Consider the following 13,794-nt stretch of genomic DNA (forward strand, 5'->3'; position numbering starts at 1 on the left):
GCCGATCACCGTCGGCGCCCACAACCGATCACGATGCAGGGGGCAGGAATTCGGTGATGAGCCGATTCACCGCTGCGGCCCGCGCCGTGTGGGCCAGGGTCACCAGTCGCCGCAATTCGCCGTCACCGGCGGACCATTGGCCCGCCGTGTCACCGATGCCCACCCCGTCGGCGGCGAGAGCGACGATGGCCTCGACCTGTGCCGCGGTGGCAATGATGCGGGTGATGCGGGCGTCGTCGTGTGGCGGCAGTTCCACGATGTGCCGATGGGTCAGCGTGCGTAGGGTTCCGCGCAGGTCGGCCGGCGCCGTACTGGACCGGGCACCGGCACGCGTGATCAGTTCGGTGGCCGACGACACCGCCTGCCGTAGTTCGTATTCGACGTCCCCGGGCGACCGCGACGGGGCCAGCGGAACCTCGGCGTCGTAGCGCAGCACCGTCCAGCGGCAACTGCCGTCGTGTTCGGCGGGTATCAGGGCCAGCGGAGTGGCCCGACCGTCGTCGACGAGCAGGACCTCGCCGGAGGCCAGCGCCGCCGACGTCGCCGTGCCCGGGGGAAGGCCCTGTGGGTCGCCGGCCACGGGGAGCCGCGCCGAGAGCCCGCGCGCGCCGCGGAGTCGTCCGAGAAGCGCGAGGACGCCGGTGTGTGACGTGTCGGCGCCGTCGGTGCGGTCGTCGACGATGTGCAGGTCCGCCGCGGTCGCCAGGGTGTCGACGACGTCGTCGGGGGAGCAGCGACCGGCGATCCAGGCCGCGGCCCACGCCCCGAGGGCGCAGGCCGGCCAGGCCGCTGCGATGCCGTGGTCGGTACTGGTCATAGGCACTCCACAGTACCGTCGGGCATGCTGACCGGCTCGTCGGCGTGGCACCCGCGTCCTGGGGCACGTGTTAACTAGCGTGGCCGGAGTGATGAATGATCGATACGGACGAGATGTCTTGTCATCGCCGCGCCGGGCCGCACCACGAGTGCCCGAGGTCGCCGCCGAACGCGATCTGGTCGTCGAGGACGCGGCGAGCGGATTCTGCGGCGCTGTCGTCGGCCACGAGAAGAGCTACGCCGGCGACCTGGTCCGGCTTGAGGACCGCCACGGCCGCACGCGGGTGTTCCTCATGCATCCGGCCGCGTTTCTCATCGACGGGAAGCCCGTCACACTGGTGCGGCCTCGCGGCCGCGGTCCCGTCGCCGCCACACGCACCGCATCCGGGTCGCGGGTGGCACCCACGACCCGGGCCCGCCGGGCGCGCGCGAGTCGGATTTTCGTCGAGGGCGTCCACGACGCCACCCTGGTCGAACGCGTGTGGGGTGCCGACCTGCGCGCGGAGGGTGTGGTGGTGGTCGGTCTCGACGGACTCGACAATCTCGACGCCGTGCTCGAGGAGTTCGGGCCCGCCGCACATCGCCGTGCCGGCGTCCTCGTCGATCACCTCGTCGCCGGGTCCAAGGAGGAACGCCTGACCACCGATGTCGGCGAACACGTGCTGGTGTGCGGGCATCCGTTCATCGACGTCTGGGAGGCGGTCAAGCCGGCATCGGTCGGCATCGCCACGTGGCCGAGGGTGCCGCGCGGGGAGGACTGGAAGACCGGGATCTGCACCCGATTGGGTTGGGGGACAACGCAAGACGGCTGGCGTCGGGTGCTCGGCGCAGTGTCGGGGTACAAGGATCTGGAGGTCGATCTGCTCCGGCCGGTCGAGGAACTCATCGATTTCGTGACCGCCGCAGACGGCGACGCCTGACCTCGAGTCGGGCTGCCGCCGGCCCGGTGTCTGGCAGACTGGTGGTATGAGCGCATTGCTCTGGCTCGCAGCCGTCATCGTGTTGCTGATCGGCGAGATGGTCAGCGGCGATCTCGTGCTGCTCATGCTCGGGGGTGGAGCACTCGCGGCGTCGGCCACCGACTTCCTGTTCTCCCCGCCGATCTGGGTGGACGGCATCGTCTTCGCCGTCGTGTCGGTCCTGCTACTCGCATTCGTGCGCCCGGTTGCCAAGCGGCACATGCTTTCTCGTCCCGCGTTGTTGACCAACACCGAGGCGCTGGAGGGCAAGCACGCCACCGTCACCGCGCGTGTCGATGAGCACGAGGGCCTGGTCAAGATCGGTGGGGACATCTGGTCGGCCAGGTCGATGACCCCCGGTGATGTCTTCGAGGCGGGCGACGAAGTGACCGTGATGCAGATCGACGGCGCGACCGCCGTCGTATGGAAAGGGTGAGTGGCGTGGAGTATCTCGGACTGGCGATCGCGGTCCTGCTGATCGTGCTGGTGGTGGTCGTGCTGGCGAAGTCGGTGGCACTGATCCCGCAGGCGGAGGCCGCCGTGATCGAGCGACTGGGCAGGTACACCCGGACCGTGTCGGGCCAACTGACGTTGCTCGTGCCGTTCATCGACCGCATCCGGGCGCGCGTCGACATCCGTGAACGCGTGGTGTCCTTCCCGCCGCAACCGGTGATCACCGAGGACAACCTGACCCTCTCGATCGATACGGTCGTCTACTTCCAGGTCACCAATCCACGGTCGGCCGTGTACGAGATCGACGACTACATCGCCGGCGTGGAGCAGTTGACCATCACCACGCTGCGCAACGTGGTCGGCGGCATGACCCTCGAGGAGACCCTCACCTCACGTGACTCGATCAACGGGCAGCTCCGCGGCGTTCTCGACGAGGCCACCGGCCGGTGGGGACTGCGGGTGGCGCGAGTCGAACTGAAGTCGATCATGCCGCCACCGTCGATCCAGGAGTCGATGGAAAAGCAGATGAAGGCCGACCGTGAGAAGCGCGCCACCATCCTGGCGGCCGAGGGCCAACGCGAATCGGCGATCAAGACCGCCGAAGGTGCCAAACAAAGCCAGATCCTCGCCGCCGAGGGCGCCAAACAGGCCGCGATCCTCGGTGCCGAAGCCGACCGGCAGTCCCGGATCCTGCGCGCCCAGGGTGACCGTGCCGCGACCTACCTGAAGGCGCAGGGCGAGGCGAAGGCGATCCAGAAGACCTTCGCCGCGGTCAAGTCCGCCAAACCCACGCCGGAGATCCTGGCCTATCAGTACCTGCAGCAGATCCCGGAGATGGCCAAGGGTGAGGCCAGCAAGGTGTGGGTGCTGCCCACCGACTTCGGTTCGGCCCTGCAGGGCTTCGCGAAGTCCTTCGGCGTCCAGGGCGACGACGGTGTGTTCCGGTACCAACCGGCCGACGACGCGGTGCCCGACGTCGACGACTCCGAGACCGAGACGTGGTTCGACATGTCGACCGATCCCAAGGTCGCCGAGGCGGTCGCCGCCGCGGAGGCCGTGGCACGACAGCCCGTCGAACCCGATGTTCCGATGCGTCGACCGGAGATCACGAAGCCGGACATCGCGACCCCGGGGATCGCCGGCGGCACGGGCATCGAGACTCCCGCGGTGCCGGGCGTGCCGCAGACACCCGCCGTTGATGGGCCGGCGGAGGGGTATCAGCCCGGCTGAGCCCGCAGTCCGGGGCCCGCGGTCCGGGATCGATCAGGACCGCTGTCGGACCGGCATCCGTGCGTCGAGGATGAGCCCGACCACACCGATGGCGAAGAAGCAGCCGCTGAGGGCGATCAGCCACGGATTGCGGGTGCCGGTCAGCGCGTCACCGAGCAACACCACCGCCGTCGTACCCGGTGCCATGGCGACGACCGTCGCGATCATGTACGGCACGACGCGCACCGACGAGAGTCCCGCCGAGTAGTTCAGAAGCCAGAACGGACAGATCGGGATGAGGCGCAATGACCCGACGGCGAGCCACCCACGGGTGTTGAGGCGGTACTCGATAGCGCGCATCACCGGTCGACGCAGATGTTTCTGCACGCGTTCCTGCCCGACCCGCCGGGAGATCTCGAATGCCAGGAAGGCGGCGGTGGTGGCCGCGATCATCGCCCCGACCAAGCCCACGACCGGACCGAAGAAGACACCCGACATGACGGTGAAGATCGTCCGGGGGATCGGGAGCAGGGTGCACAGCACGTAGGCGACGAAGAACACCCAGACGAATGCCGGTCCGAGGTGTTCACCCCAGCTTCGGACACTGGAGATCGACGGAATCGGGATGAGATAGGAGATGGCCAGCACCGCGCAGAGGGCGAGAAACCCGATCACCGCGTTGCGGATGTTCCGTCGTCCCTGCGCCTGGACGGATCGGTGCGCCGACTGGGCCGATGTTGACTGGGCCGATGCCGACCGATCCGCCGTCGTGGCGTCGTCGGTGATGGGAGAATCGGAGGGCACCGGCTCACTTTACCGGCCGTGACGGCGTGGCATATCTCACGATGCCGACCACATGCGTCGACCGAGCGAGCGATCGGCTAAGGTCATTTACGCTCTCGAACCGAGTGCACGACGGAGGTGTGTCCCACACGATGCCCGAGCAATCAGCCCAAGCTCAGCCGACACTCGATGAGGCCTATCAGGCGTGGTCGGTGGCCGCGGCGGCGGTGTTGGCCAAGTCCCGACGAGTCGAGGTCGCGGATCTGCCCGACAGTCCCGAGGCACTGCTGTCGACGAAGACGCGGGACGGTCTCACCGTTCGCCCGCTCTACACACGCCGCGACGAGACGACCGAGCCCGGAGTCCCCGGCCAGTTCCCCTATGTGCGGGGCGCCGACCCCGAGCGTGACGTGCTGACCGGGTGGCGGGTGACCGAACGTTTCGGTGACCCGACCACCGGAGAATCCGGCACCACGGCGATCTCCGAGATCAACACCACCATCCTCGAGGCGATGACCAACGGGGCGAGTGGACTGTGGCTCAAGATCGGCGAGGACATCGGCGTCGACGACCTCGCCGGAGTTCTCTCCGGTGTGTACCTCGACCTCGTACCGGTCACCCTGGACGCCGGCGCCCTGGGCATCGACGCCGCCCGTGCGCTGCTCGATCTCAAGAAGGCATCCGCATCGGTATCCGGTGCCGCGGCACCGACCGCTGCCACCACGGTGTCGCTGGGTCTGTCCCCGTTGACCGCCGCCTTCTCCGGTCGTGACACCGTCGATCCGGCGGCCGCCACCGCGCTCGCCGTCGAGGTCGCCACCGACGGCCCGGCCGGGGTGCGAACGTTACGCGTGGACGGCACCGACTTCGCGACCGCCGGCGCCGACAACGGACTCGAGCTCGCGCTCGTCGTCGCCGCAGCCGTGGCGCATCTGCGCGAGCTGACCGCCGCGGGACTCGGCGTGGATCAGGCACTCGGACAGATCTCGTTCGCGGTCTCCGTCGACGACGACCAGTTCGCCGGAATCGCCAAACTGCGAGTCCTGCGTCGCGTGTGGGCACGGGTGGCCGACGTGCTCGGCGCACGCGCGGCCGGAGCGGCCCTGACCCACGCGGTCACCGATCTGTCGATGTACTCGCAGCGCGACCCGTGGGTGAACATGCTGCGCAGCACGATCGCTGCTTTCGGCGGCGGCGTCGGCGGTGCCGACCAGGTGACCGTCCTCGGCTTCGACGCGGCCATTCCGGCCGACCACCGCACGTCGAGCGCGACGTTCTCACGACGCATCGCACGCAACACGCAGCTGCTGCTGCTCGAGGAATCCAACGTCGGGCGCGTCCTCGATCCCGCCGGTGGTTCGTGGTTCGTCGAAGCGCTGACCGACGACCTCGCCGCCAATGCGTGGGCGGTCTTCGGCGACATCGAGGCCCGGGGTGGCTACCGTGCGGCCCTCGACGACGGCTGGATCGCCGAGCGGGTTGCCGAATCGCTGGCCACCCGCGACGTGGAGGTCGCTCATCGTCGCGAGTCGGTGACCGGTGTCAACGAATTCCCGAACCTCGACGAGAAGCCGCTGGGTGCCGATGTCTCCGCCGCGACGGACCTCGTCGGTGCGACGCCACGGCTCGCCAGGGTCGGCCGGGCCTTCGAGGCACTGCGTGACCGGTCCGACGGGGTACTCGCCGAGACCGGATCCCGCCCGCGGATCGTGTTGCTGCCGCTGGGAAGTGTGGCCGAGCACAACGGCCGCACCACCTTTGTCGCCAACCTCCTCGCGGCCGGCGGCATCTCGGCGATCAATCCCGGACCGCTGACGGCCGAGGCCATCGCAGGAGCCGTCGCCGACGCCAACACCTCGATCGCCGTCCTCTGCGGCACCAAGGCGCGGTATGCATCGGACGGTGCCGCCGCACTCGCCGCCGCCCGTGCCGCGGGTCTCGAGAAGGTGCTGCTCGCCGGCCCGGATCGGGAGTGGCCGGCCGGCGACGACAGCCCGGATGGCTCGCTACGTGTCGGGATCGACGCGGTGACCACCTTGACCGAACTGTTCGACCGGCTCGCACCTGCCGAGTCCGCGACCTCGGGAGCATCCGCATGACCAACACCGAACAGCGCACCGCCGTACCGAGTTTCGCCGACGTCGAACTCGACGTCGACGTCCCGGCGGTGAGTGCGGACGCAGGCAACGACGTCATCGAGACCTTGTCGGGTGCTCACGGCTACACCACCGAGCAGGTCACCTGGAGCACCCCGGAGCAGATCGACGTCCAACCGGTGTACACCCGCGCCGACCGTGACGCGGTGACCGCCGACGACGACCATCCGTATCCGCTGGATTCGATTCCCGGTGCGGCGCCGTTCATCCGGGGTCCGTACCCGACGATGTACGTGAATCAGCCGTGGACGATCCGTCAGTACGCGGGCTTCTCGACCGCCGCCGAGTCAAACGCCTTCTACCGCCGCAACCTCGCGGCCGGACAGAAGGGCCTGTCGGTGGCCTTCGACCTGGCGACCCACCGTGGCTATGACTCCGATCATCCCCGTGTGGCCGGCGACGTCGGTATGGCCGGTGTGGCGATCGACTCGATCCTCGACATGCGCCAGTTGTTCGACGGTATCGATCTCGGCAGCGTCTCCGTGTCGATGACGATGAACGGTGCGGTGCTGCCGATTCTGGCGCTGTATGTGGTTGCCGCAGAAGAGCAGGGCGTGCCACCGGAGAAGCTCGCCGGGACCATCCAGAACGACATCCTCAAAGAGTTCATGGTCCGCAACACCTACATTTATCCGCCGAAACCGTCGATGCGGATCATCTCGAACATCTTCGAGTACACCAGCCAGAAGATGCCGAAGTTCAACTCGATCTCGATCTCCGGCTACCACATTCAGGAAGCCGGGGCGACCGCCGATCTGGAGTTGGCGTACACCCTCGCCGATGGTGTCGAGTACATCCGGGCGGGTCTCGACGCGGGTCTGGACATCGACAAGTTCGCACCGCGGCTGTCGTTCTTCTGGGGCATCGGCATGAACTTCTTCATGGAGGTCGCCAAGCTGCGTGCGGGACGCCTGCTGTGGAGCGAACTGGTCGCCCAGTTCGATCCGAAGAGTGCGAAATCGCTGTCGCTGCGCACACATTCGCAGACCTCGGGTTGGTCGCTGACCGCCCAGGACGTGTTCAACAACGTCGCCCGCACCTGCGTGGAGGCGATGGCGGCCACCCAGGGACACACCCAGTCGCTGCACACCAACGCCCTCGACGAGGCGATCGCCCTGCCGACCGACTTCTCCGCGCGCATCGCGCGCAACACCCAGCTGCTGCTGCAGCAGGAGTCGGGGACGACGCGACCCATCGATCCGTGGGCCGGTTCGAACTACGTCGAGTGGCTGACCCATCAGTTGGCGCAGAAGGCCCGCGCCCACATCGCCGAGGTCGAGGAGACCGGCGGCATGACCCAGGCCATCAACGAGGGCCTGCCGAAGCTGCGCATCGAAGAGGCGGCGGCACGCACCCAGGCACGTATCGACTCGGGACAGCAGCCGTTGATCGGTGTCAACAAGTATCGGGTGGCCGACGACGAGGAGATCGAGGTCCTCAAGGTCGAGAACTCCAAGGTCCGCGCCGAACAGCTCGACAAGCTGGAACGTCTTCGCGCGGGCCGGGATTCGGTGGCGGTGGAGGCGGCGCTGGCCAACCTCACCCGGGCCGCCGCGGCCACCGAGGGTGGCATGGAGAACAACCTGATGGCCCTGGCGATCGAGGCGGCACGGCAACAGGCGACCGTCGGTGAGATCTCCGCCGCGCTGGAAAAGGTCTATGGTCGGCACCAGGCAGAGATCAAGACCATCAGCGGGGTGTATCGACATGAGGTGGGCGAAGTGACCGGCGTCGACGCCGCCACAAAGATCGTGGCAGATTTCGCCGAGGCGGAGGGCCGGCGTCCCCGCGTGCTGGTGGCCAAGATGGGTCAGGACGGCCACGACCGAGGTCAGAAGGTGATCGCGACCGCGTTCGCCGATCTCGGCTTCGACGTCGACGTGGGCCCGCTGTTCGCCACACCCGAGGAGGTGGCCGCGCAGGCCGCCGACAACGATGTGCACGTCGTGGGCGTGTCGTCGTTGGCCGCCGGGCACCTCACCCTGGTGCCGGCACTTCGGGAGGCCCTGGAGAAGGTGGGTCGTCCGGACATCATGATCGTGGTCGGTGGCGTGATCCCGCCCGGCGACTTCGATGAGTTGTACGAGGCCGGTGCCGCCGCGATCTTCCCGCCCGGCACGGTCATCGCCGACTCGGCGGTGGAACTGGTCAACAAACTGGCCGACAACCTTGGCCTCGAACTCGCGGGCGCCGCGTCGGAGTGACCGGTACAGCGAGGGTGACGCGACGTCCGATCGATGTCGACCAGCTCGAGAAGGCGATCCTGGAGGACAGTCGTTCAGATCTGGCGCGGGCGATCACGCTGGTGGAGTCGACCCGTCCAGAGCATCGGAGGGCCGCCCAGGAGTTGTTGCTCCGGCTGACTCCGCACGCGGGCAAGTCTTTTCGCGTGGGGATCACCGGTGTGCCCGGGGTGGGGAAGTCGACGACGATCGAGGCGCTCGGGCTCTATCTGATCGAGAAGGGCCACAAGGTCGCGGTTCTCGCGGTGGATCCGTCATCGACGCGCACCGGCGGGTCCATCCTCGGTGACAAGACGCGGATGGCGCGGCTGTCGATGGACCGACGCGCCTACATCCGTCCGTCGCCGACCTCGGGCACTCTCGGTGGCGTCGCCAAGGCGACCAGGGAGACGATCGTGCTGGTCGAGGCTGCCGGCTTCGACGTGGTGCTCGTCGAGACGGTCGGCGTCGGGCAGTCCGAGGTGGCTGTGGCCAACATGGTCGACACCTTCTCCTTCCTCACGCTGGCCCGCACCGGTGACTCCCTCCAGGGCATCAAGAAGGGTGTGCTCGAGCTTGCTGACGTGATCGTCGTGAACAAGGCCGACGGCAAACACCTCACCGAGGCCAAGTCGGCTGCGCGCGAACTGAAGAACGCGCTGAGACTGATCTATCCGCATGACGCGCTGTGGTTCCCGCCGGTGCAGACCATGAGTGCGATCGAGAACACCGGAGTCGACGACTACTGGGCGGCGATCGAGAAGCACCGTGAAACACTGATGGCCGCAGGCGAATTCGATGCGCGCCGCAGTCGTCAACAGATCGACTGGATGTGGGAGATGGCCCGCGACACCGTGGTGTCCCGCCTCGCCAACAGCCCGGCCGTCAAGGCCGAGCGGTCTGACATCGAAAGACGCGTGCGCGGAGCAGAATTGACGCCGGCTCTCGGTGCGGCACAGATCGTCGAGATCTTCGACGGCGAATCGCGCACCTGATTCCGCCCGCCTCGAGCACCCCTCATCCCGGTCGGTCGAGACCCTCATCCCGCCGGTCGAACACTTTCATCCCGCAGGTCGAGCCGCTATCCCGCCGGTCGAGCCGGGCGGAGCGCTAGCGAAGCCCGTGTCGAGACCACGCAAGCCGACGCCGAAAACCCCACCACCCCAACCACACTGGTTCATCCATAAGCTGTGGATAGAAAACACTTGCGGCGTCATGCAGGACAGCTACAATAGAACACATACGCCATAACGGCCTTCTCGGGGGAGGTGACATCAGCATGACAGACACCACCGACACCCCCATGTCGCAACCACTGGCACTGATGCACCAGATCAACGCATTGCTCGACGAACTGGCCGCCACCCCGATGACCGCATGCTCCGACACCGAAGTCATCGAGGCAGCGAAACTGTCCGAACAGATCGCGACCCGTACCCACTTTCAAGGTGATCGGGCGATCCTGGAAATCTCGGATCGTGGTGTGCACCGCAAGGTCGGCAAAGTCAGCCTGTCGAACTTTCTGAACTACGATCTGCGGATCGCGCAACCCACCATGCGCATCGCTCACATGAAGGCCACCGCCCGATTCCACGGTTTGACCGGGCAACCGGAGGAGCCGAAGTTCCCGACCTTGTCGGCCGCGTATGAGAAGGGCTTGATCGGCCACACCCACCTCTCGGCAGCACTCGAAGCGTTGGACAACATCCCGAACGCCGTTCCGCACGACAAGAAGGTCGCGGCCGAAGCCACCTTGGGTGAGAAGGCCACCGAACACATTCCGGCGGATATCACCAAGATGGGTGCCCGGATTCTGGCGCACCTCGATCCCGATGGGCAGTTGGTGGAGGAGAAGGAACGCCAACAGCGTCGCAACCTGTGGATCAACCAATCCCGTGTCGATGGGATGGCGAAACTGAACGGGCATCTCCCGCCGGTCACCCGTGCCTTGTGGGACTCCATGTTGGATGCGTGGGCGCAGCCCGGGATGAATAATTTGAGTGATCTGGAATCGCCGACCGGCGCCATCGGGGACGCCGACCCCGACGTGCTGGCGGCGGCGGTCAAGCGTGACGATCGTTCCCAAGCACAACGCAATCACGATGCGATGCACGTCCTGTTGGTGTCGGCGATGAAAGAAGGCGTCCTCGGCAAAACGCATCGCGGCCTGCCGGTCGCGTTGATCATCAAAACGTTCCTGCAGGACTTGCTGGCCGGCGCCGGGTACGCCACCACCGCCTCTGGTTCGACGATTCCCATTCCGGACTTACTCTCGGCGTTGGGTGACATCAAGGATCCCAACGATCTGCAGCAGTTCCTGGCGGTGTTCTCCGACGCGATCGACCTCCCGTTGTATCTGGGGCGGGCCCGCCGGTTGGCGTCGACCGAGCAGCGGATCGCGTCGTTCTCCCGCACCGGCGGTGAAGTGTGCTCGTTCCCCGGATGTGGGCAACCCGCGTCGCATTCGGAGATGCATCACGCAAAGAAAGACTGGGCTGATGGCGGGAAAACCGACATCACCGACCTCGCGCCGGCGTGCGGTCCGCACAACCGGATGGTCGGCCCGAACCCGGGGCAGTACACCACCGGCATCTACGAAGACGGACCGCTCGCCGGACGGTGCTGGTGGCAACTCAACGCCGCACCCGGCATGCCGGAGAACCCGAAGATCGTCAACGATCACCCCGACATCACCGCCCTCTACGAGCAGAAACTCGACCAGATCCGGGATCAGATCCACAGCGACCACACCACCAGCGAGGACACCGGCATCGGTAGTGGTTCCGGCGCAACCGAACCCGCAGACACCGACTCGGTTGATGCCGACGTGGTTGATGCCGAAGTGGTGGATGCCGAAACTGCTGACATCGAAGCCGACGCCGAAGCAGAGGTTGAGGCCGAGTCGGTCGATCCCGACGCCACCGCCGACGTCGACGAACCGGCCGATCCCGACGACGACAGCGACCACGAGGCCGAAGCCCCGGCGACCGTCGAGGCAGAAACCCCGTCCGACCGTAGTGTTCCGAGTGACGATCACGCTCCGGCTGCCGACTCCTCGACCATCGACGGCAGCATCGACATCGCAGACAGCGTCGACAAGCACGACGATCACGATGCCGACGTCATCGATCAGCCCGACCCAGGCGTCGACCAATACGATTCAGGCGCAGCCCAATCCGATGCTGTCGAACCACGACCGCCTGACCAACGGAACAGGCCCGACGCCGTAGGCGACGCGCACTCCGACAAACTCGGTGCCGCCAACACCGGGGAGATCGACCTGGTCATCTTCGACGGAGACGGTGTTCCGATCACCGACGATCCCGACGACCCTGCCACCACTGCCGGGCTCGAACGTGCCTCACGTACGCGGATCCGTGTCAGCGACAGGACGACCGAAAGTCAGGCACGCGAGCGCCTCATCCGTGAAGGCCGCACCGACGTCGAACGTGAGCTTGAGGAACTGGCCGCCATCGGCATGAACCCTCGTAACAGCCGGATCGAACGTGTGCTGGCCGCCAGGCTCCACTATCGGCTCGACACTTCTTGAATCAGCCCCGCCCGCCGGACTGGTCAGGCCTCACGACCACTGAAACTTTTGTGGCCGTGGGGAGTTCCAGCCTCGCCTTACGAGGCCTCGACACGGCTCGTCGCTATCGCTCCTCACCGGCTCGACCAACGGGTCGGGTGGCGAGTTCCAGCCTTTCCTTGCGAGGTCTCGACACGGTCCTCCGTTTCGACGGAGCTCAACGCGGCGGCTATCGCTCCGGACCGGCTCGACCAGGCTCGACCAACGGGTGGTGCGGCTCGACTAACGGGACGGGAACTCGACCTCGACAAGCTCGGCCCGGCGGATCAGCAGAACCTGTCGGTGAGTTCCGGCGCACCCTGCGGTGGTCTCGACTCGCGGCTCGCCCTGGGGGCTCGCCACGGCTCGACCGGCGAAAGGACTGCTCGACCGACGAACTAAGGCGTCGACCGGTGAAAGGGACTGCTCGACCGGCGAACTGGGGCCTCGACCGGCGAACTGGGGCCTCGACCGGCGAAAGGGCCTGTTCGAGCAGCGAATGATGGTGGCGGGGCCGGCACCGGCGAGAAGCAGAACGAAAGCCGGTGTGGGCGAACTGAATCACCCACACCGGCTCGTCGCAATCGGTCCGCCGGATCAGAGCTTGGCGGCCACCGGATTCAGGGTGTTGATGACGAACCCGACCGACGGTGCGCTCGGCACGCTGAACGCGGGCTGCGTGTCGTCGTTGAGGAACACCACGGTCCCGTTCTTGACGGCGGTGAGGTTGCTCCAACCCGGAATGTTCTGCACCGCAGCGAAATCGCCGCCCGGAACGTACGCGATCAGCAGATCGGAGTTCAGCAGGTCAATGCGCTCGGGGGAGATCCGCGACCGGGTCTGCCCCTCGGTGTGCTGCGCGGCGACCTCGGGGTTGAGGGTGAAGCCCAGTTGGGCGATCAGACCGGCAGCGGGATCCTCGGTCGTGTTGACCGCACCGATCTGGCCGGTCGGCATGACCTGCGCAAAGGTGAAGGTCTTACCCTGCGAACCGGGGTTGTCGGACTTGAACTTCGAGATCTTCGCATTGGTCTCGTCGATCAGGCTCTGAGCCTGATCCTTCACACCGAAGATCTCTCCGGTGGTGGTGGCCAGCTGCTCCCACGTGTCCACCGTGGCGCCCTTGTTGATCAGCGGAATGGTGGGCGCGATCTCGCTGAGCTGGTTGTAGCGGTTCTGGTCACCGAGCGGTCCGGCCAGGATGAGGTCCGGGTTGTACTTGGCCAACTCGGCCACCGTCACCTGCGTGGGATCGGCGACCTTCACGACCTCCGCATTGTTCTGCGGTGTCCACGAGTACGTCGGTGCAGATTCCGGCACGAAAGTCGCCGTAATCGGGATGTCCAGCGCCGCAAGCGTGTCGGTCCAGTCGGTCAGGAGAGTGACCACACGGGTCGGCTTCGCTGTGATCTCGGTCGAGCCGTACTCGTGCGTGATGGTGACCGGCGAGAACGACGAGTCACTCGAGGACGAGTCCTCATCGGGAGACGAGCATGCGCCGAGGAAGGCGGTCATGCCGATGGCGACGGCCACTACCAGGCCGCGCAGCATCAATCGGGAGTTACTCACGAGAATTGATTCCAATCGTCGGGGTTGTCGGTCGGGAAAATGAGCAGGGAAGGTGGATC

10 protein-coding genes are annotated in these 13,794 nt (G+C 66.6%); 7 read left to right on the forward strand and 3 right to left on the reverse strand.

Translation table 11 applies throughout. From position 1 onward, the window contains the following. Positions 1-28: 28 nt before the first annotated feature. Complete coding sequence (locus ACWETB_RS05650) at positions 29-817, reverse strand: hypothetical protein (RefSeq protein ID WP_348803789.1); 789 nt, start codon at positions 815-817, stop codon at positions 29-31. A 91-nt stretch (positions 818-908) separates the two neighbouring features. Between ACWETB_RS05650 and ACWETB_RS05655 the strand changes: the two genes are divergently transcribed. From ACWETB_RS05655 to ACWETB_RS05665, 3 genes are read left to right on the forward strand one after another with little or no spacing between them, the layout of a single operon-like run. Then, complete coding sequence (locus ACWETB_RS05655; RefSeq protein ID WP_452210070.1) at positions 909-1,736, forward strand: DUF3097 domain-containing protein; 828 nt, start codon at positions 909-911, stop codon at positions 1,734-1,736. Positions 1,737-1,782: 46 nt separating this feature from the next. Then, complete coding sequence (locus ACWETB_RS05660) at positions 1,783-2,211, forward strand: NfeD family protein (protein ID WP_348803790.1); 429 nt, start codon at positions 1,783-1,785, stop codon at positions 2,209-2,211. Beyond that, on the forward strand, positions 2,199-3,458 hold the full coding sequence (locus ACWETB_RS05665) for an SPFH domain-containing protein (RefSeq protein ID WP_452209881.1): 1,260 nt from the start codon (positions 2,199-2,201) through the stop codon (positions 3,456-3,458). The genes ACWETB_RS05660 and ACWETB_RS05665 overlap by 13 nt, the downstream gene beginning before the upstream one ends. Before the next feature lie 33 nt (positions 3,459-3,491). Here the strand turns inward: ACWETB_RS05665 and ACWETB_RS05670 are convergent, their stop codons facing one another. Beyond that, a complete protein-coding gene (locus tag ACWETB_RS05670) occupies positions 3,492-4,241 on the reverse strand; it encodes a TVP38/TMEM64 family protein (RefSeq protein WP_348808646.1) in 750 nt (249 codons plus the stop codon). A gap of 131 nt (positions 4,242-4,372) precedes the next feature. Between ACWETB_RS05670 and ACWETB_RS05675 the strand changes: the two genes are divergently transcribed. From ACWETB_RS05675 to ACWETB_RS05690, 4 genes are all read left to right on the forward strand, one after another. Further along, positions 4,373-6,319, forward strand: coding sequence for a methylmalonyl-CoA mutase family protein (locus ACWETB_RS05675; RefSeq protein WP_348808645.1), 1,947 nt, complete (start codon positions 4,373-4,375; stop codon positions 6,317-6,319). After that, positions 6,316-8,580: a methylmalonyl-CoA mutase gene (gene scpA, locus ACWETB_RS05680; protein WP_348808644.1), complete on the forward strand. Its 2,265-nt coding sequence runs from the start codon at positions 6,316-6,318 to the stop codon at positions 8,578-8,580. Before ACWETB_RS05675 ends, scpA begins: the two co-directional genes overlap by 4 nt. Positions 8,581-8,594: 14 nt before the next feature. Next, positions 8,595-9,593 (forward strand): methylmalonyl Co-A mutase-associated GTPase MeaB, encoded by a 999-nt coding sequence (gene meaB, locus ACWETB_RS05685; RefSeq protein ID WP_348808643.1) that lies wholly within the window; start codon positions 8,595-8,597, stop codon positions 9,591-9,593. 284 nt (positions 9,594-9,877) lie between these two features. Next, the gene (locus ACWETB_RS05690; protein WP_348808642.1) at positions 9,878-12,148 is read left to right on the forward strand and encodes a DUF222 domain-containing protein; all 2,271 of its coding nucleotides are present in this window, start codon (positions 9,878-9,880) and stop codon (positions 12,146-12,148) included. Between the two features lie 615 nt (positions 12,149-12,763). Here the strand turns inward: ACWETB_RS05690 and ACWETB_RS05695 are convergent. Then, positions 12,764-13,735, reverse strand: coding sequence for an ABC transporter substrate-binding protein (locus ACWETB_RS05695; RefSeq protein ID WP_452209884.1), 972 nt, complete (start codon positions 13,733-13,735; stop codon positions 12,764-12,766). Positions 13,736-13,794 lie beyond the last annotated feature (59 nt).

Source organism: Gordonia sp. NPDC003950, assembly GCF_053605205.1.